This is a genomic window from Thermostilla marina, assembly GCF_054657455.1.
Genome location: NZ_BAAHYR010000001.1, coordinates 2,936,934 through 2,957,174, shown reverse-complemented (window position 1 = coordinate 2,957,174; position 20,241 = coordinate 2,936,934). Strand labels below are relative to the sequence as shown.

The following is a 20,241-nucleotide window of genomic DNA, read 5'->3' as shown; positions in this document are numbered from 1 at the left end:
GCTGGCCGAAGCGGAGCGGGCACCGGCGCTCCTGGAGTGTCTGGAGGATCAACGTCGAAGGCGCAGGGTGGACGACCTACGGTCTGTTGGAGCGTGGATGCCGAGCAATGTGATCGATCGGCTGGCAAATCAGCGGTCTTCCCACCATCGCTCACCCAGGGCAAATACAAGCGGTATGGTTGGGGAGCCCGGGCGGACAAGGCGGCGGAAACACTCCGCATGGCAAAAAAAGACCTGCTCGAGCTGATGTTCTCGCGGTTCCGTCCAGTTGGTGATCAGGACTAATTGGCAAGGATCAAAGCCCGCAATGGGAATGGTCTTGCCACAGAAAACGCACTCGGATTCCACTTTGTTAGTGCCAGCCATAGTTTCGCGCTAGCCCCTCTAGGGACTTCTTGCTGAGATGCCGAAAAGAGGTAATCACCTTGCCAGTTTGCGGATTCTCCACAATGACATTGAACTTGCCGACAGCAACCTCCAGAATATAGACCTTGGCCCCGTCAACTTGCGTCAGGACACGGCCTCCGGCCTTCATAGCGTTGTACTCAGCAAGCGTCCAGCCCCGTTCCAAAAGTCGCTGATAGCCGTGGGCGGTCGCTCTGACACTGCCGGCGGCCGGTCGCAAGCCGCGTACGGCCCCGTAGGCCCGGAATGCCCCGCCGAAAGCACCGCCCACTGCGCCGGCCTCGGCTCCTCCGATGGCCGCGTCCTTGGCATCGGTAGGCACCGCTGCGCGTATCAGCCCCTACACGCCGTTACACATAGCGGCGCTACGCCTGTTGATCAGTCTCTGAACCCCCACTGCCGAAACAATCGCGCGCAGCGACCTGCGAACAAGCTCCAAAGGCTCTTGGTCTCCGATGCCGACGGAACTGCCTTTGGAAAAATGGCTATGGCACCCTTCTCGGAGTGCGCTGTGAGAATCGGATAATCCTCCAAGTGAATATGACTCATTTCCGGGCTGCTCGACAGTTCCTGGCAAAACGCGGCTAGCTGTCGGAGGCCCTCTGCCGTTCCATAAATGCAAACGACTCCATTCTCGTAGCGCAGCTCCAGATCGCCGGTTCGGAAATCAGGAATTCTGAAAGCGTTGCCCATCATGCCATACCTCGCGCTACTTAATGCCCCACCAAAGCCACCGCGATTTGCCCGGAACGATCACTTTGAGAACCCTGTGGGGAGCAACGCGCAGGATGAGTTCAGCGTGCGTGGCAAGTCCGTGGTGTGGTCCGTGAATTCCCGCGGTACCCATCCAGGGATTCACCCCGGCGGCAGCACACCCTGCGGCTGCGGCGTCGGCTGTGGCGGCTGCCACAAGGGATACCTGCGAACCCAGCAGGACCTTGTCGCGTACGCGCAACTCCCCTTCGGAAGCCCGGATCGCGCTGGCTGCCTCCCAGTTGAACTTCTGGCCCAGGGCCTGTTCGATCATCGCGCGCTCCTCGGCGGTGAACTGGTCGAGCCGCGTGTGCATGGTGCCGAAGGTCTGGTTCAACTGACGGACCAGGGCGATCTCCTGGTCCACCGCTTCGCTCCAGTCAACTCCCCAATTGAACCACGTGAACGGGTTCCACCAGCGCCATTCGGGCAGTCTTCGGTCACGGTTGGCCGATGGCTCCCCATTCGCCTGAGCCTCGACGGCCTCTCCGCTGCCATGAGCCCGCTTCGCGGCAGCCACAGCAAATGATGTGTCCGCATTGTTCTTCGCAGTGCCCGGGTGTTCCTGCCTGCCCCCCGGGTCGACCAAATGCCACGCATGCCCGCCGGCACGCGCCTCTCCGGTGCTCGCCTGTTGAGCGACGGACCCACCTTCACCCTGCTGAAGCAGCAGCTCCTCGTCTCGGTACGCAAACGGGAACATCCCGCCGCCGGAGCCGGGGGTGCCGCCGCCTGACGAAAAAGCATCGCCGAGGTAGGCGAAGTATTCTTCTGGGCTACCGCCACTGGAATAGCCGCCGGAGGCCGTCGCGTAGTAGGCCCCCTCGTAGAAGCCGGGATACGTGACGGTTTCATCGTAGGAGGGGCTCCAGCTTCCGCCCCAACTGGTGCTGCTGGAGGAGCCGCTCCCGCTGCCCGAGCCGGAACCGAAGCCTCCGGCGTAAGACCAGGTCCACCAGCCGGTCGTAGTGCCGTTCTCAATGCCGGTGACGTGGTTCGTGACCGACTCGGTCACGTTGGGTTCCCCCTCAGGCACCCAGACCTTGGTCCACTGGTACTGGTAATTGTAGTCGTCGTAGGTGGCGTTCTGCCAGGTGCCGCCGCTGGCCCAGCTCTCCGGGCCGATCCACCAGTGGTCCTCCCACTCGGAGTCGTAGAACGAATCGGCCGCCCCGCCGGCCGTGGCCGAGCGAACATTGCTGCCCGAGCTGCTGGTCCGGCCCGAGGCGCTAAAGCTGATCGTGCGATTGAGGCTTTCCGTGGAGTGACTTTCCTGGTGGATGGACCGCACGGCGTACCAGGAGCTGCTGCCGGAGCCCCCTTCCATCGCATCGCCCCACTGGGACCAGGAACTGCCGCTGCCGCTATAGTCGTAATCGAGTTGGCGCGTGGCAGTGGCATTTCCCGACTCTTCGATCTGGGTCAGGCGCCACGGGCTCGTGGCCGATCCGCTGGCCGAGCCGGAGCCGCTGCCGGACCCAAAGGCCGAGCCCGGGGCCCAGAGGTAGTGGTCGGTGCGCTGGTAGGAGAGGTCCTTGGTCTGGCCTTGGGTGAGGGTGCTGGAGGTGTCGCGTCGGCCGCTGTTGCCCGAGTTATTCGAAGTCACGTGCTCGTCGGTCTGGCGGGTGCCGGTGTGGGAGAAGTGTTCCTCCCGGGTGGCGGTGACCGCGCCTTGACCCGTGGTGGGCAGCCAGGTGTCATCGACTAGCTCGAACTGGAGCGAGAAGTTGTAGCCCGAGCCGGTGGAGCCATTTTCGCTGGTGGTGGCGCTGTAGGTCGTGCTGGAGCCAGAGGAGCTGGAACTAGAAGAGAACGAGCCGCTGGCGGAGTACGCCCAGGTGGCTTGGCCGCTGGCCTGGGCAGTGGCTCCGCCGTTGACAACCCAGACGCCTTGGGCGTTGACGGCCGCCAGCGTGGAGTACGAGTAGGAGAGTTGATCTGTGATATTTTCCGTCCTGGTGCCGGAGACAGAGTAGGTTTGGCCGTCAGTGCGACTGTACGGCTTGCTGCCGCTTCGGTTGAAGGTCCAGTGGCCATTGCCGCTGGACTGGCCGCTGCCGACAGACCAGTACCAATTGCCCTGGGCATCGAGGGCGGGGTTGCCCGTGTAGTTGTAGTTGAACGACTCGTAGGCGTTTTCGTGGACCGTGCCGCTGTAGCCGTCGGCGGTGGTGTACGGGCTGTTGGCCGAGAAGGAGCGGTTGCCGTTGCCGTGATCGCTCCAGGTGCCGGTGCCCGAGTGGGTCCACACGCCCGCGGCGGCGGTGTCGGTGGTGTTGTAGGAATAGGCCATGTGATCCTCGGCGAACTCCGAGAAGTCGCCGATGACGGTGCTCAGCCCCACGTCGTACCAGTAGGAGCCGCCGGCCGAGTAAGACCAGTTGGCCAGGCCGCTGCCGCCGATGCCGCCGCTGGCGCTATCCAGGGTCCAGGCGCCCTGGTCGTCGAGGACATAGCCCAGGGTGTAAAGGTACAGGTAGCTGTCGTTACCGTTTTCGCTGACGGTGATCGAGGCGTTCCACTGTTGGCCCGACATGCCGACGGTGCCGGTGCCGGTGTAGCTGGAATTGCCTTGGCCGGTGGCGGTGGCGGTGGCGTTGCCGGACTCGCTCCACTGGCCCTCAGAATAGGTGGCCGAAGTGGAGAACATGAAGGGGGCCACGTGCTCGCTGGTCGTCAGACCAAACGTGCCGCTGATGTTGCCGTCGCCGAGGGCGTAGGAGTAGTTGCCGCTGCCGGTGAACGACGAATGCAGCTCGCCCAAGCCCGAGGAGCCGCCGGAGCCGTTGGTGGCTTGCCAAGTGCCTTGCGAGTCAAGGTCCAGGTCGAGGTCGTACGACCAGGAGGCGTCCTGGCTGCCGCTACTCATCAGGCTGCCGGTCAGGGTCCAGCCTTCGCCGGCCAGGGCCAGGCTGCCGCTCTCTAGATACGAGAAGCTGTTCTGGCCGCTGAGGGTGACGGTGGCGGTGCCGGTCTCGTCCCACTGGCCCTCGCTGGAATTGCCGGTAACAGCGTAACCGTAAGAGAAAGCGTCATTGCCGCTGTCGGTGAAGCTGCCGTTTAGGGAGAGCCCGTCGCCGTTGTAAGAATACGAGCCCTCCCAGGTATAGGACCACTGGTTCGTCCCGCTGCCCGAGGCGCTGCCGGTGGTTGGCTCCCAGTTGCCTTGGGCATCGAGCACCAATTGGGTGGCGGCGCCGTAGGAAGACTGGTCGCTGCCGTTTTCGGAGATTGTGCCGCCATAGCTCCAGCTATACCCAGAACCGCTACCGGAGGCGCTGGCTTGCCCCGAGGCGGCAAAGCTTCCCGAGCCACCGTAGGTGGCGGTTGCAGAACCGGTCTGGGTGAGCGAGGCGGTGCCGCTTTCGGTCCATTGGCCGCCGGTGTTGCTCGCGCTAACGGAATACTGGTAGGAAAACCCGTCCGAGCCGGAGGCGGAGAACGTGCCGCTGACCGAGCCGCCGTCAAAACTATAGGAGTAGGAGCCGCTGGCCGAGTACGACCAGGTGGCCGAGCCGCTGCCGGAGAGGCTGCCCGCGGTGGCTTGCCAAGTGCCCTCGGAAGCGAGGCTGAACTGGGTGGTGCCTTGGTAGGAAGAAGTCTGCGTGGCCGATTCGCCCAAGGAACCGCTGTAACTCCACTGGAACTCGAAGGGGACGCCGCTGCCCCCGCCACTGGCGCTACCGCTGCCCGACGAAGACGCCGAACCGCTGCCTGAAGCCGCATAGCTGCCCGTGCCCGTGTGGGAGTAGTCGGCTGTACCGTTTTCGTTGACCGTGGCATTGCCAGCTTTGCTCCACTGGCCGCCGGAGCACGAGGCGGTGATCGCGTAGCCATACGACATGCCGTCGCTGCCGGAGGCGCTCAGGGTGCCGCTGGCCGAGCCGCCGTCAAAACTATAGGAGTAGGAGCCGCTGGCCGAGTAGGAGAAATTGGTCGATCCGCTGCCCGAGGCGCTGCCCGAACCGCTGCCGGCGGCCAAGTCGGTGGTGTTGCTCACGGCATCCTGAAAGCTCGCCGACCAGGTCCACTGGTACGTGCTGGTGTCGCTCCAGCCGCCGGAACTGTAGGTTTGGGTGACCGAGCCGCTGGCACTGCTGGTGCCGTTGGCGGTGAAGGTGTAGCCCGTGGTTTCCACGGTCCCGGACGCGTCGGTGGTGCCCGAGGCGGTGAACGTGTAGTCGTAAGTGCCCGATTCGTAGGCGGTCGAACCGTCACTGCCGGTCGTGGTCACCGTGAAGCTGGAAACGAGCGATTCGTCGTAGGTCCAGGTATTGCCGGGGCCGAAGGTGGCCGTGATGGAAAGCGTCGAGTTGTTGACGATGGTTGCCGTGTAGGTGATGCCGCCCTCTTCCCAGCTTTCCTGGCGGGTCGTGTTGTCTTCGATCGTGGAGCCGTAGTTCCCGATCTCCGCCGGAATGAAGGGCACGGCCGGATCGACCACGTAGCCTGTATGGAGCACGTGGCGCGGCGGCTGGAAGACCGGCTGGGGGATTCCCCCGGAAGCAGATCCGGACCCGCCGCCGGCCGAACCGGAGCCTGAAGCTGAGCCGCTGCCCCCGGAAGCCGAGCCCCAACCGGAGGCAGAACCGCTACCGCCGGACCCGCTGCCACTCCCGCTCCCGGAAGATAGGGTCATGAAGCCGCCGCCGGGCTGCCCTGGCGCTCGCAGATCGCGTGGCGCGGGCTCGAACGCACTCGGCGCGGCGACCGCGGGCACCTGCCGGCCAGCCAACCCCGGCTGGGCCTCGGCAAAGCCCACCCCACGGCTGTTGGACTGCTTTCCGGCCCATTCTGCTCGGCCGGTCCCCACGGACCCGCCCTGCCGACCTTGATAGCGCTCAAACGCGACTCCTCCAGCGGACATCAACCCGACAGGAATCTTGCCGCTGGCCGGCTTGCCTGCGGCCACGCCCTGCAAGCCCGCCAGTCCGCCCCGGTCGGCTGACAGCCGGGCAAACTCCTGTTCCTCGACGGGCGTCTCGCGCTTCAGGAATGGACCACCGCCGGTGTGGTCGCCAGCCACACCCACTGCCTGACTACCCGCAACTGCCGTGGCCGCTCCGCTGACCGGCAGTTCGCGCTTCAGCGGCGAACCGCCCTGCTCTTGATCCACCGCGACCCCAAAACCGCTCGTGCCGGCAAGCGAGTCGTCCAGCCACGCCAAACGCCTCGAGGGTGACTGCGACCCGGAGGTCGCGTCGCTTGGCGACAACAATCCGGAACGCTCGCCGCCGGCGACAAGAAGCGCTTCGGCCAAGCCGTCTTCGTCCGCCACAGCATCGAACGTCGTGGCGGAGCGAGCGTCCAAGAGCTGTTGCCCGGTTCCCCCCCAAACTACGTCTTCCCCTGCGGCCGCAATCAGCGTGTTCTCGCCTGCCCCACCGTGAATAATGTCGTCCCCCTGCCCGCCGTGGAGATAATCGTTCCCCTCGCCCCCAACCAGAATGTCGTTGCCCGGGCCGCCATAAAGACGGTCATCCCCGGCTCCGCCCACCACGAGATCGTCCCCGCTGCCCCCGAGCACGTAGTCGTTCCCCTCGCCGCCGAAAACCCACACCGGCGCGGTTACCAGGGCGCTTGTGGCGACGATGTCGTCCCCCTGGTGCGTGCGAATGTGGACGCTCGACACCTCATGGGGTTTGTAAGCGTACCAGACGCCGTTCAGCCGCACGCGCACTCCGCCGGAATCGGCGACCGCTACGGCCACCTGGTCATCCCCGGCCGTCCCATGCACGTGCAGCGCGCCATCGGGAGCCAGAAACGCCCCGCCATCGAAGACACGCATGTCTTCCCATTGGACCACTTCGCTGGCGGCCGAATGGCCGGGTTTTGAATCGCCTTGGATCTTGGCCAGCAGCACGTAATCGGCTTCGAGATCGGCCAAGGCCGCATTGATCGCAAGGCTGTGGCCGGTGCCAGCCGCCAAGTCGGCCGGCTTGCTTACCCGCGCACTGGCAACCAAGGTCTCGGCGGCCGCATCGCCGGTGGAGCGATAGATGCCCACTTCGAACGGTTGCGCATCTTCGCCCACTACGTCATATTTGACCACCAGGTGCCCACCGTCCCCGTAGAACCCGCTCAGCAACACGTCGCCCGCCAGCATCTCGCGAGGGGCCAGCGGCTCAAGCCTCAGGCTACGGGGCTTTAGCCCGGCAGGCCTTCTCGTCCGCTTTGGCTTCAAACCCAGCCGTCGGAAGAAGTTGGTCCAGGTGTAAAATGGCTTGTGCATACTGTCCTGCTCCGTCAACTACGCGCGCAAAGTGCGCTACGAGTAGCAAACCCTGGAGAAATGAGCCCGGAGAACGGCCAGCCAGCACCATAGGTGGCCGCTTTCCAGGTATCAGAGATTTCGGCAAAGGCGGTCACGACCCCACCCCCGGTCGCATCGGCTCGCGGGCATCCCTGGCGAAAAGACCAGAAGCCTGGATGCCAGCGTGAGACGCATTCTAGAAAAATGTGCTCTCCCCCCTCAAGAATCTGACGCAGAGAATCTGAGAAGCCAGAAATACCTCTACAGAGGTATGGCGATAGGATCATGAAGAACGCCGTACCCGATGGAGCCATCAGCGTCATGCGTGGGCGATTTCACAAAGTTGGCTGCGGGGTGGCGCGTTCTGCTTCGCATCGGTCAGAGCGCGTTTCCCCGGCCATGCCGCCGCTCCACTGGATGCCAGCCCTGGGATCGGCGCGGTTCGGTCTCTCGGGTAGCTTCAGTGCAAGGCGGTGCAAATCAATGCAAAGGGCGGCAAGCAGAAAAGCACCACTCGGAGCACCGGGCAAGCTACGCCGCGGCAGTAGACCGGGTGATCGAGCACGCCTACGACCACGCCAACCGCTGGGTGTACAAGCGGCTCGATGCCGACGGCGACGGCCACGCGGAGCAGCGGCGGATTTTCGCCTACGACGGCAACCAGATCGTGATGGACTTTTGGCGTACCAACTCGGGTCCCATGCAGGTCGGCCACCTGCGGCAGCGTTACCTCTGGGGCCCGGCGGTGGACCAGATTCTGGCCGAGGAAGAAGTTGACGGCGGCACGGCGGACCTGGTCCAATGGACGTTGACGGACCACCTAAACACCGTGCGCGACATTGCCAAATACGATCCGCAGACGGGGACAACCAGCGTGGTCAGCCACATCGGTTATGACACGTTTGGCAAGGTCACGTCGGAATCCGAGCCGCCGGCGTGAGCCGGCGGTGGATTCTCTGTTCCTCTTCACCGCCCGGCCGCTGGACGCCGACACAGGATTTCAAAACAACCTCAACCGCTGGTACGACCCGGCCATGGGAAGGTGGCTGAGCGAGGACCCGGTGGGGTGTAGCGGTGGTCCTAACCTGTACGCATACGTGGGGAACAAGCCCACAAGTTGGGTTGATCCAAAGGGCACCGTTCCGATTAGCTGCGAGTGTTACGATCACTGGTACAACTGGAGCACCACGTCGGTTCAGACGGACTGTGGCGGCCTCGCTGCGACGTGCTGCACCTCGGCCTGTGGAGAGTTCTACGCCTGGTCCGGCAGGTGGGACATCGTCGGCGCACTACCAAGCGATGAGCCGAACGCCTGGGGCGAGGCGTGGGAGCGTGTCAAATGTGTTCAACGTTGCGTTAACCAGTCGGAGGGGCAGCTCATAGCAGCACTCACTGGCTTGGGGACGGTTGGTGGGTATACGTACGCCTTCTCTACGGTGCCGCGCCCGCCGGGAACGGATTCGCTTTCGCCTCAGGTGAGTCGGATTTCTGTCTGGGTGTCGCGGGCAAGGGATTGCTGTCCAAGCGTGGCACCCGTTCTCGCTGAAGAACGTAAGGCGGCTCAGGCACTTCGCAAGGCACTCAAGCTGAAATTGCCGCCCGGGTTGGCGAATTCTCTGTCGGTGACCTTACGGGCTGGCATGCGCGCGTGCGAGTTCATCGCGATCGTGGAAGCCGCGATCTACGCATGGTGCTCATCCCAATGCATGGAAGGACAGAGGTTCTGACGGCAACCAACGGGGTTCACGGGGGACGCAGAGTGCTTTAGACGTGTACGCTGACGACGGGATAGTCGCTTCCTGGAGACTGTGGAGTCGCAGGTCGGCGAACGTTTGCAAACTGTGAGAGCGTGCTGGTATGAATCTTTCTAAACCGTTGCAATTTCCATCGCCATGGCCGCCCCCAGATTTGGTATCTGGTCTGCCGGAGTCTACGTTAGAGCGAATTCCTATCGTTGGCTGGCTGTTCGGCTCGTGGCGGCGTCGCCGTCGTTGGTGGGTGCACGTGCGGGAGGTTCTGATTCCCATAGAGCGGCAAATTGTGGGCCAATTGACCGCGCGTTCTGGTATCGGTTATCGGGCGGATTCACCCTCCCATCAAAGGATTGCCGACCTTATAACGAGTGTTGTGGCGGCGGAGAAGGGACTTTCGCATGTTGTGCTTCATCCCGACGATCCGATCGAACTGTTGTTCTGGGGGCCCTATGACGACATGTCGCCGCTTCTCTTTCGGCATGTGTTACGAAAGGAACTTGGCATTGTGCTTTCCACGCAGGAAATGCAGTGGCTCTTGAGAAAAGGCGTGACGGTATCTGAGGTGGTTGCCTTCTGTTCGATGAAGACTGGCGAAGCGCCGACCGGCGCGCCGTATGGAAATGCTGGGCCGCTTGGCGATACTTTAGGATCGCAACAGACGTCGAACTCGGAATCCAGGGGGGGTGGGCCAGCCCACCGAGGTAATGGCGCAGCTGATAGCCCTTCCGCGCATGCCAGTTAGAGGAAATGGATTCAAGCTCAATGAATACACGGTTACCTATCCACTGTTAGCCGGGTTCAAGCGGACGGCACGCAGTCGCGAGCGAGGCAATAGGACGACGGAGCAGGCCGTCGACCACGGCCGGTGCTTCGTGCGAGGCGTGGCTGCGCTGCTTTGGGCTTCGACCGGCAAAGGTGCGACCCGCCTCGGCGGAAGCGCGGGGTACTCCAGTGCCGGAAACGTACACCAGCGTGACGGCCTCGCGGCACGGGGTGCTAACCCCTGGGCTTAGGGGTGTCATCTCCAGCTTGCTGACACTAGCACGCCGGATTTCGGCCGCCATTTCGAATCTGCCTCGCTCTGCGGACAAAACCCGGGTTGGTGGGCCGTAACGCGATATTCGGGGGCGCGGTGTCTCTCCGTGGCGATTGCCGAATTCCGAAGACCGTTTGGTCCGCTGTGCCTTTCCAATCAACCCGTGCTCCGGCTCTTCGACATTCAACGCCCCATCCCCAGTAGCAACCGCGGAAGTACGGCGAGGGGGCGATTACACCACGCACGGCATCCCACTCAGCGGCATCCGAAGATCCGAGCCACATTCCGTCAGGGAGCCTTCTCTTCCCGCCGACCCGCAGGCAGGCTGCGTGTGTGCGCCGGGAGAAAAATCCTCGTACGAACGAGCGTCTGAACGGAACCCCAAGCTGACAGCCTGCTGCACAAGCCGGGTTTGGGTGTCGTGTGAGAAACATCGGCTGTCGGAGCGGTTTGTGCGCCCGAGCGTCGCGCACTCAGCAACTTGAGCGCAGAAGCCGGCTCTTGCCGTTCGGGACGCCATTCTTTGGATGCTCGCGCGGCTTGCAAAGACGTTTTGAGACAAGCCGCCGGGGCGCATTGTTCAACTTTGGTTTCGACGGCAGGACTTGTCGTTGCCGAGGCGAGAGGTGTGCGCACGGTCGCGTTTTACAAGACGTACATACGTCCTGTGCCGGCAAGGATGGCGACATCGTTCCGGCCTTGCGGCGCCGGTGAGCAGTTCACGAGATACGCAAACCGGTGATCGGTGACGGGCGCGAGCGACGGCCCGGTCAAGGTGAAGCATCGGCTTCGGCCGGGACGAGTTTCCATACGCGCACCCAGTCGTAGCGAGTCGTTCGCTGGTCGCGTGTGCCCGTCTCGATGAGACAATCTTTCTCGGGGACCGGGTTCCAGTCATAGACCTCGACGGCCATTTGAATGTAGGCCGGTACATCCCAGGCAACCTGGGGACGGATCGAGTAGGCATATTTTCCGTCGAGGAAAAATTGGACCTCTTCCGGTGACTTCCACCACGCGCCGTACACGTAAAAGCGTTCGTGGTTCTTGGTCGGCGTTTTGATGTGCCCTTGAAGTTGCACCTTTTCAGGGTTCGTGTTGCTGACGCGGTGAATCAGATTCGAATGAAAGATTTCGTCCCAGTTTTTGCCCCATTTTTCGGTTAGTTCGGTCGTCCGCCCCACGCATTCCTGAATGTCGGTTTCGAGACGTTTGCCGGTACTGTTCTTCGTCATCAGCCAAAACGTGGACGACATCACGGTGGCGTTGGCCTTCATGCGACATTCGAAGTACCAACCGACGTGTCCCGGATGCAGTGATCGGACGATGGCGCCTTGGTGAGTGAAGGTGTGTCCGCCTTTGACGACCGGTTCTTCGAGTTTACTGACGGTCACCTGGAGCTGTCCCTCGGCGACCGTCACGTTGCTTGCGCGGAACAAACCAGGTGGACGACCGTACCACCGCCAACCGTTGGCCTCCGGTTCGGCTTGCCATTTCGACAGGTCGAGGCTGTCGCCGTCGAACTCGTCGGAAAGTTCTTCGACGCGCTGCCAAACCATTCCATCGGGGCGGGGATCTTCGCCGGGTTGAAAGTACGGTTGGCCGGAATAGGCCGACAGGGACGCGGCGCACGCGGCTAAAAGAGCAAAGGCAAAGATGGTGTGTTTCATGGCGACCTCTCGAAGGTGCGTAAAGGTAGGAAAACAATCTCGGTTCCGAAGCGGGGGGAAGATTTTGGGGGCCGGAACGAAACCCGGCCGCGGGGGCGCGCTTACGACGTCGGATTCAGCTTTACCTGGACGAGAAATACTGTCAACGGTTGGTCCGACTGTATGCAACCTTTTGCGGTATTCGCAAATGGCGCATGGGCAGTTTTTGTCTAGCCAAGGACAGCGAGAAACCGACAAACGTGGGAAGTGGGGCAAATCGAAGCGGCAGAAAAGTCAAGAACGCGATGCTTGACGACGATAGTGTTCATGTGTACATTATTCCGGCGGTCTCGATTTGCAAGGGTACCGATCCCAAGGGAGAAGACAAGGTGGGCGCCGGTAGGGAACTTGGCCCCGACATCGGGACGATCGATCGACGGGCAACGGTGGTGGAAGCGTTGCGACGACAATTGGCGGCTCAAAGGGCCGAGTGGTTCGAGCGAACCGATTCTTCCGAACCGCGGAAAGTTTCGACCGGTCTGCCGTCGCTCGATCGCTTGTTGCCGGGAGGCGGAGTGCCGGAACGGGGATTGATCGAATGCCTTGGCGAGGCGGGCAGCGGGGTCGGATCGACGGCCTTGCTTTTGGCCTCGCACCTAATCGTCGACGGCGGGATATGCGTTGTGCTCGATTCGGTACCGTCTGCCGACCAAAAAGGGAAAAAAACGACGTGGGAAGGGAACTTTTTCAAGCCGGGAACTTGGAGCCAAGAGTTCGATTGTGATTCGTTTGTGCTTGTACAAGTGCGAAGTCGAAAGGACTTGTTTTGGGCCTTTGATCAAGTTTTGCGAGCCCCCGGTGCCATTGCCGTCGGATGGTTCGATGAAATACCGGAATCCACCTATCGCCGGTTTTTGTTGGCAACCGAGGAACACGGAACCAGCGGAGTGTTGATTCGTCCACCGGTAATGAAAGAAAGACCCGCATGGGCCGACCTCCGGTTGGCGGTCGAGCCTGTGGCGGACGACGCAGCCGGAGAAAACGATCGACGAACGATCGGCATTCGGGTGTTGCATTGTCGAGGAAGCTGCGTAGAACACCGTCGGGCCGAGGTGCATCTGAGTTATGGGACGCGTGTTGTGCCTGTTTCTGCCGGAACCGTTGCCGAAACTCCGTTTCCGGTGTCGTTCGCTTCCGGAAGCATCGGATGAAGGGGGATCGCAGGAAGCGGAAGAAGCGTGGAAGTTGCTGGCCCGATGGATCGGACAGTTTTCACCGCTTACCGGCGGACGTCGGATTCAGGACGGAAATCTGGTGTGGTTGGATTTCCGGCCGGTGCTCCATCTCTATCCGAGCGAAGAAGCACTTTTGGTTCGCATATTTTGCGGATTATTGAAGGCGGGAGTCGAGGAATTTGCGGCGGTCGTCACAGAGTCGCCCTCGGCCGCGGCGGCGATGGCCGAGATCCTCTTTCGGCGTTTCGTGCGGCCGGGCACTTTGCATGAGAGGCAAAGCCGATATCAGCAACCGAAGGCTTGGGGAATATGGGTGAGTTCTCGGGCCTCGCAGCGCATCATCGGCCGGTTGCCGATCGCAAATGTGCCTTTTCCACCGGCCGTGTGTGAAGACTGCCGCGAGTTGGGAATCGAACGTGTTGCGACCTTGTTGAGTTTGCCGCGGGAGCAGGTGGTGGCTCGCTGGGGAGAAGAAGCGAGCAAATGTCTCGATCGCTTGTTGGGAAAGCTTCCGGAGCCGTTGCCGGCGTGGAATGTCGCACCGCGATATGACGTCGAGGAATACTTCGAGCCTCCGCTGAAGGACGCCGAATCGCTTGCGGTTGCAATGCAGTCTGCCTTGCATCGCATTTTGAAAGAAATGCGGCAGCACGGCCGCGGAATTTTGGAAGTTGAATGTCGATTGCTGTTCGAGTCGCGAACCACGTGTCGCCTGCACGCATCGGTTTTCCGGCCGACTGATGATCCCGAGAGACTGACGATGTTGTTGGCACTGGATACGGTGCGGAAGTGCCGCGAGGAAGCCGTTCTCGGCTTTCGAATGTCGGTAGTGAGGGATGCTCCGTTGCGATGGCGGCAACAAGCGTTGTTCGCCGACACGCAACGGCAAGACGAAATACGGCGAAACGTAGAACGGTTGCTTGAACGCTTGATTGCACGTCTGGGAGAGGAACATGTGTGTGTTGCCGAAGAGGTTTTCGAGGCGACTCCGGAGCGGACGATGCGATTGATTCCGGTACGAAGAGGTTTGCGACGAAAACGACGACACAAGGGCGCTCGACGGAACACGGCCCCTCGCCCTTTGAGACTGCTGGAACCGCCCGTCGCGATTTTCTGCGGGCCGGGCAAATCCGGACCGCCGCGGTTTGTACGGATCGGGGGCGAAATTCGGCGTGTTGCCCGCTGGTGGGGACCGGAACGAATCGAGACCGGTTGGTGGCGCGAGTCGGGGATCGCACGTGATTATTTTCAACTCGAAATGGAAGACGGTCGGCGGTTGTGGGTGTTCCGTGATTTGAAGACGGAACGTTGGTTCTTCCACGGATGGTTCGACTAAGAGAAAGCAACGCATGGCCGAGTACGCGGAACTGCTGACGTATTCGAATTTCACCTTTTTGAAGGGCGCTTCGCATCCCGACGAATTGGTCGAGCGAGCCGCCGAAGCCGGAACGGCGGCACTTGCGATCACCGACGAGGCTAGCGTTGCGGGAATCGTGCGCGCCCATGTGCGGGCTAAAGAAACGGGCATCAAGTTGATCGTGGGAAGTACGATTCGGCCGACGGATGGGCCGCCGATCGTGTTGTGGTGTTTGAATCGCACCGGCTATGCCAATTTGTGTCGCTTGATTACCTGCGGACGGCGGCGAGCGGCAAAAGGGAAATATCTTTTGCGATTGGGCGACATCGAACGACATGCCGACGGCCTGGCCGCAGGCGTGTTGGTGGAAGAAGACGAGACGACGGCCGATGCGCAGATGTATCGGCGGCTGCGCAGCATCTTTCGCGATCGGGCGTACCTGGCCGGTGCCTTGTATTACGGGGGCGACGATCGTCGCCGAATCCGACGATTGCAGGATCTTGCCGAATTTACGGAATTGCCGTTGGTCGCTGTGGGCGATGTACTTTACCACGCACCGCAGCGCCGTCGTTTGTGCGAGGTGTTGCATGCGATTCGGCTTGGAACGACCGTTGCCGATTTGGGTAAAGACTTGCTGCGAAATTCGCAACGCTTTTTGCGGGCTGCGAAGGAGATGGCCGAACTCTGGTCTCCCGCGCGCCGGGCGATTCGACGCAGTGTCGAAATCGCCGAGCAGGTCGAGTTTTCGTTGGACGAATTGCGCTACGAATACCCGGAAGAAGTCGTGCCGCCCGGTGAGACACCCATGAGTTATCTGCGGCGTATGACGGAAAAAGGCGCTGAACAGCGTTATCCCGACGGCGTGCCCGAACGGGTACGGCGATTGCTCGATCATGAATACGCCTTGATCGAGGAGTTACGGTACGAGGCGTATTTTCTCACGGTGTGGGACTTGGTGCGATTTGCCCGCGAACGCGGAATTTTGTGTCAAGGAAGAGGTTCTGCGGCAAATTCGGCGGTTTGTTATTGCCTGGGAATCACTTCTGTCGATCCGGCAAGGATGGACCTCCTCTTCGAGCGATTCGTCAGCCGAGAGCGCGACGAAGCACCGGATATCGACGTCGATTTCGAACATCGACGCCGAGAAGAGGTGTTGCAATATATCTACCGAAAATACGGCCGCGATCGAGCCGGAATCACGGCGGAAGTCATCACGTACCGATCGCGTTCGGCGGTTCGCGAAGCGGGAAAAGCATTGGGCTTTGCCTTGGACGAAGTTGATCGCATAGCGAAAAAAATCGAACATTTCCACGAGGAGCCCGAGTTGGCCGAGCGATGTCGGGAGGCAGGCGTCGATCCGCACGACCGGCGCACAATGCTGTTGGTCGAATCGGCTCGCGAACTGATCGGGTTTCCGCGGCATCTGTCGCAGCACACCGGCGGAATGGTCATTACGCGCAGTCCGTTGTGCGAACTCGTGCCGTTGGAAAATGCGGCCATGCCCGACCGGACGGTGATTCAGTGGAACAAGGACGACATCGACGAACTGGGAATTTTGAAGGTCGATTGTTTGTGCCTGGGCATGCTGACGGCCGTTCACAAGATCCTGGATGCGATTGCCGAAGCCTACCGGCAAAAATACACTCCGGCCACGATTCCGGCAGAAGATCCGAAAGTGTATGAAATGATCGGTCGAGCCGACACGATGGGCGTTTTTCAGATTGAAAGTCGCGCCCAAATGAGCATGTTGCCGCGACTGCGACCGAAGTGCTTCTACGATCTGGTGATCGAAGTGGCGATCGTGCGTCCGGGGCCGATTCAAGGCGACATGGTCCATCCGTACCTGCGCCGTCGAAACGGCGAAGAGGAAGTCGTCTATCCCAACGAAGCCGTGCGGGCGGTGTTGGAAAAGACGTTGGGCGTGCCCTTGTTCCAAGAACAGGCGATGCGGTTGGCGATGGTCGCTGCGGGGTTCTCGGCCGGAGAAGCCGACCAGTTGCGACGGGCCATGGGGGCGTGGCGCCGGCCGGGATTGATCGACGCTTTTCGGCGTCGTTTGATCGACGGCATGAAGCACAACGGTTTCGATGAGGAGTACGCCGAGACGGTCTTTCGGCAAATTCGCGGGTTCGGAGAATATGGTTTTCCCGAATCGCATGCGGCCAGTTTTGCCCTTTTGGTGTACATTTCGGCCTGGTTGAAGTGCTACTATCCCGAGGCATTCCTCGTCGGGTTACTGAATAGTCAGCCGATGGGATTCTATGCTCCGGCGCAATTGATCGCCGATGCTCGCCGACATGGAGTCACGGTGTTGCCGGTGGACGTCAATCACAGCGATTGGGAATGTACGCTGGAGCGTCGAGCCCCATCGAGTGATAACGAACACAAAGGATCGGCACTCTCTTCGGCGGCGGTAAAACTGGAAGAACGGTGTGCCGTTCGGCTGGGATTACAAAGAATTGCCGGATTGCAACGACGGCATGCAGAATGCCTGGTGGAAGAACGCCGAAAGAACGGCCCGTTTTCCAACGCCGTTCAGTTGGCACGGCGCACACGATTACCGCGACACGTTTTGGAACGCCTGGCGAAAGCCGGCGCGATGGACGGTTTGGGAGGGAGCCGACGGCGGGCTCTCTGGCAGGTGCTGGAAGTCGATCGAAAGGATGCGCCGTTGTTCGATCGCGTTGAGCACATCGCGTGTCGGCGGGACGAGACATCTTCGGAAACGCTGCCCGTGATGACCGAACTGGAGGAAATCTTGGCGGATTACCGCACGACCGGCCATTCGCTCCGTGGTCATCCCTTTGCCCATATTCGAAAAGAACTGGACCGATTGAGAGTCGTGCCCGCATCCCAATTGGCGGAAATGGACGATGGAGCCGCCGTCCGCGTGGCGGGAATCGTTTTGGTGCGCCAACGCCCCGGTACCGCCAAGGGAATCACGTTTATGACCTTGGAAGACGAATCAGGGATCGTGAATTTGATCGTGCGACCTCAAGTGTGGCAGCGATGGCGCACCGCGGCGCTCGAAGCGACCGCGCTCTTGGCTGCCGGACGCCTTCAAATCCAGCAGCAGGTGATACACGTCGTTGCGTGGCGATTGGAGGATCTCTCTTGCGCCTTGCAGGGGTTGCCGCCGCGATCACGGAACTTCTGTTGACGCCGTAACCGTTACCAAGCCGCTTCGAGAATCGCCGTCAGTTCCTCGGGCGACAACGTGCGAGGATTTCCGTTCATGCTGTTGCCGTACGAAGCCTTTGCAATAGCCGGCAACTGAGACCGCTCGACCCCCAAATCGCGCAAATTGTGCGGAATTCCAAGCTGCGAACACAATGTCTCGATTCGGTCGATAAAGGCATCGATCGCGGCGCCGACCGAAGTGCCTTCTGCGACCGTTCCTGTCGCGACGGCCAACTCGACGAGAGCTTGAGCGCAGACAGATCGATTCGTCCGCAAGGCGATCGGCAGCATCACGGCACAGGCCAATCCGTGCGGCACCTGGTTGAATACGCCCAAGGCGGCTGCCACACCGTGCGCCATTCCCAGTCCTGCGTTGGCCAGACAAATTCCTGAAAGCATGGCGGCGTGTGCCATCACGGTTCGCGCTTGTCGGTCGTCGGGGTGTTCGTAAGCGGAGGGAAGGGCCGGCAATGCCGCAGGTAAAATCGAGATCGCCAATGCCCGTGGGATCGGCTTCGCCGTTTTTGAAATGTAACTTTCAATCAATTGGGTGATTGCATCCATTCCCGCGGCGGCCGTAACGTTTGGTGGGCACGACACCGTCAATTGGGGATCGACTACGGCCACTCGGGGAATAAGTCGAGGATCCCGAAAGCTTTTCTTGAAAGGCGGGTCCAACGAACTGATTACGGCGTTCTTGGTGACCTCGGCACCGGTTCCCGCTGTTGTGGGAACGGCGGCAAGGGGCAGCGGCTCGGCAACCATTCGGTAACCCCGCCCCACGTTTTCCAAGAAATCGACAATGCTTACATCTCGCGGATCGCACGCCAGTCCCGCAATCGCCTTTGCGGCATCGATGACCGCTCCGCCGCCGACGGCGAGCAGAAAATCCCCCGGCCCGGGATCGTGCTTTCGTATTTCGGCGACGAGTCGATCAATATCCGCCGTCTGCGGTTCACGACTGAGCTTGCCGATTCGCAAACAGGTAATGCCGGCGCGTTCGAGCGAATCGGCTATTACTTCGAACGTCCCTGAAGTATCAAGGTGGGAACCGCCGGTGAGAATCAAAGCGCGCCGTCCAAGTCGCGCAACATGCGAGCCCAATTCCTTGTGTTCTCCCCATCCGAAAAAAATCTCGGTCGGGGCAAAAAAGCGATAACTGTCCAGCTCGAAAGGCATGAGATGTGTCCTGACTGCGCGGTAGCCGAACGGTGTCTTCGCTGCCGCAAACCGGCCAAAATCTACAGGCGATTGGAATCTCCGACACCCAATCATGCCGAGACCGCCCGTATGGATTTCATATGTCAATGTAGGCGAAGCCGGAAAAACGACAAGGGGCGTGGAGATTGCTTGAGAAATGAACCGATCGCAAGTACCCTCATATCGTCGGCGATTGTCGATTGCAGACAATTTGGCTTTTGCGATCAAGCGGAGGGCCCTTATGGAAAGGCAGTTAACCGCCACGTTGATAGTGCTCGGCATTGTCGCGACCGCAGTGACCGAGGTCGGATTCGCGCAACCACCGACTGCGGAAGCGATACCGACTGTCTTGGCGGCCGGACCGAACGGAGCGGGACAAAGGGATGCTGCTCGTGCCGTGCAGCGACTTGCTGCGGCTGGTCCGTCGGTCGTTCCGGAATTGCTTGCCGCAATGAGGCACGCAAATCCAATCGCCCGCAACTTCCTGCGAAATGCCGTCGAAATTGCGGTGCAAGCCGGCAACACTCGAGGCGATCGCTTGCCGATCTCGGACCTTCAGCAATTCGTTTTGGATCGCGAGCAACTTCCGCAGGCAAGACGTTTGGCATATGAACTCTTACTCCCCAAAACACCCAAGTGGTGTGAATCGGTACTCGCCGAAATGCTGGACGATCCAAGCCTCGAGCTGCGTCGTGATGCCGTTGCGCACTTGCTGAAGTCCGTGCCGCAAGAGATTACCGAGGCAAACAAGCAGGAAGCAATAGCCGTATTGCACCGAGCGTTTGAAGCCGCACGCGATCGAGACCAGGTGTGGGCGATCGCTACACGACTGCGCGAACTGGGCGTTGCGGCGGATGTGAACCGACACGACGGCTTTGTCCTGTCTTGGTGGTTGACGGGGCCGTTCGACAACACCGATCGGGCCGGATTTGCAAAGGTATATCCCCCTGAGACCGAAGCCTTTCCTGATTTGTCGGCGAGCTACGCGGGCAAGCATGGCGCCGTCACGTGGAAACCGTGGCAAGTTCCCCAAGGCCAGACGGCGGTTGATTTCAACACGGCATTGGTCGAAGAAAAAGAGGTCGTCGGCTACGCCGTGGCATGTGTCGTCAGTCCGCAAGCTCAAACGGTTTCCGTCCGATTTTCGACGGTCAACGCGGTGGCATTGTGGGTCAACGGGAAGAAATATGCCGGCTTCGAGATTTATCACTCCGGTGTGCAGCCCGACCAGTATAGGGTCGAAGTCCCATTGCGCGAGGGAAAGAACAGTGTGCTGATCAAGTTGTGTCAAAACGAGCAGACTCAACCCTGGGCGCGACCGTGGGAGTTCTCCTTGCGGATTTGCGATGCATTGGGCGGCGGCGGAGTCGTCGAGGTGGTCGATGCGTTTCAGACCTCTCCGGAGCAGGTGTGGGAGTGACC

The 20,241-nt window shown here is 60.9% G+C and carries 11 protein-coding genes; 7 read left to right on the top strand and 4 right to left on the bottom strand.

What is annotated here, in order from left to right; genetic code table 11:
* Window positions 1-783 precede the first annotated feature (783 nt).
* Entirely contained in the window at window positions 784-1,098 is a 315-nt protein-coding gene (locus tag ACYQ2I_RS10725; RefSeq protein ID WP_460168413.1) for an Imm32 family immunity protein, read from the bottom strand.
* A 16-nt stretch (window positions 1,099-1,114) separates the two neighbouring features.
* The gene (locus tag ACYQ2I_RS10720) at window positions 1,115-7,390 is read right to left on the bottom strand and encodes a hypothetical protein (protein WP_460167009.1); all 6,276 of its coding nucleotides are present in this window, start codon (window positions 7,388-7,390) and stop codon (window positions 1,115-1,117) included.
* A 574-nt stretch (window positions 7,391-7,964) separates the two neighbouring features.
* On the opposite strand from ACYQ2I_RS10720, the gene ACYQ2I_RS10715 reads away from it, so the two are divergent.
* From ACYQ2I_RS10715 to ACYQ2I_RS10705, 3 genes are all read left to right on the top strand, one after another.
* Complete coding sequence (locus tag ACYQ2I_RS10715; protein ID WP_460167008.1) at window positions 7,965-8,351, top strand: hypothetical protein; 387 nt, start codon at window positions 7,965-7,967, stop codon at window positions 8,349-8,351.
* Window positions 8,305-9,138, top strand: a complete 834-nt coding sequence (locus tag ACYQ2I_RS10710; RefSeq protein ID WP_460167007.1) for an RHS repeat-associated core domain-containing protein — start codon at window positions 8,305-8,307, stop codon at window positions 9,136-9,138. The genes ACYQ2I_RS10715 and ACYQ2I_RS10710 overlap by 47 nt, the downstream gene beginning before the upstream one ends.
* Before the next feature lie 130 nt (window positions 9,139-9,268).
* Window positions 9,269-9,907 (top strand): hypothetical protein, encoded by a 639-nt coding sequence (locus tag ACYQ2I_RS10705; RefSeq protein ID WP_460167006.1) that lies wholly within the window; start codon window positions 9,269-9,271, stop codon window positions 9,905-9,907.
* Window positions 9,908-10,971: 1,064 nt separating this feature from the next.
* On the opposite strand, the gene ACYQ2I_RS10700 is transcribed toward ACYQ2I_RS10705, so the two are convergent.
* Complete coding sequence (locus ACYQ2I_RS10700; RefSeq protein WP_460167005.1) at window positions 10,972-11,868, bottom strand: LamG domain-containing protein; 897 nt, start codon at window positions 11,866-11,868, stop codon at window positions 10,972-10,974.
* 284 nt (window positions 11,869-12,152) lie between these two features.
* On the opposite strand from ACYQ2I_RS10700, the gene ACYQ2I_RS10695 reads away from it, so the two are divergent.
* The 3 genes from ACYQ2I_RS10695 to ACYQ2I_RS10685 are packed head-to-tail and all read left to right on the top strand — an operon-like array spanning window position 12,153 to window position 17,599.
* Window positions 12,153-13,058: an ImuA family protein gene (locus tag ACYQ2I_RS10695; protein ID WP_460167004.1), complete on the top strand. Its 906-nt coding sequence runs from the start codon at window positions 12,153-12,155 to the stop codon at window positions 13,056-13,058.
* Window positions 12,973-14,418, top strand: a complete 1,446-nt coding sequence (locus ACYQ2I_RS10690) for a DNA polymerase Y subunit UmuC family protein (RefSeq protein ID WP_460167003.1) — start codon at window positions 12,973-12,975, stop codon at window positions 14,416-14,418. The genes ACYQ2I_RS10695 and ACYQ2I_RS10690 overlap by 86 nt, the downstream gene beginning before the upstream one ends.
* Before the next feature lie 13 nt (window positions 14,419-14,431).
* On the top strand, window positions 14,432-17,599 hold the full coding sequence (locus tag ACYQ2I_RS10685; protein WP_460167002.1) for an error-prone DNA polymerase: 3,168 nt from the start codon (window positions 14,432-14,434) through the stop codon (window positions 17,597-17,599).
* An 11-nt stretch (window positions 17,600-17,610) separates the two neighbouring features.
* Here the strand turns inward: ACYQ2I_RS10685 and ACYQ2I_RS10680 are convergent, their stop codons facing one another.
* Window positions 17,611-18,798 carry an iron-containing alcohol dehydrogenase gene (locus ACYQ2I_RS10680; RefSeq protein WP_460167001.1) on the bottom strand — a complete coding sequence of 396 codons (1,188 nt, stop codon included), beginning with the start codon at window positions 18,796-18,798 and terminating at the stop codon, window positions 17,611-17,613.
* A 262-nt stretch (window positions 18,799-19,060) separates the two neighbouring features.
* Here ACYQ2I_RS10680 and ACYQ2I_RS10675 point away from each other — a divergent pair, with 262 nt between their 5' ends.
* Window positions 19,061-20,239, top strand: a complete 1,179-nt coding sequence (locus ACYQ2I_RS10675; RefSeq protein ID WP_460167000.1) for a hypothetical protein — start codon at window positions 19,061-19,063, stop codon at window positions 20,237-20,239.
* The last annotated feature ends 2 nt before the right edge of the window (window positions 20,240-20,241 follow it).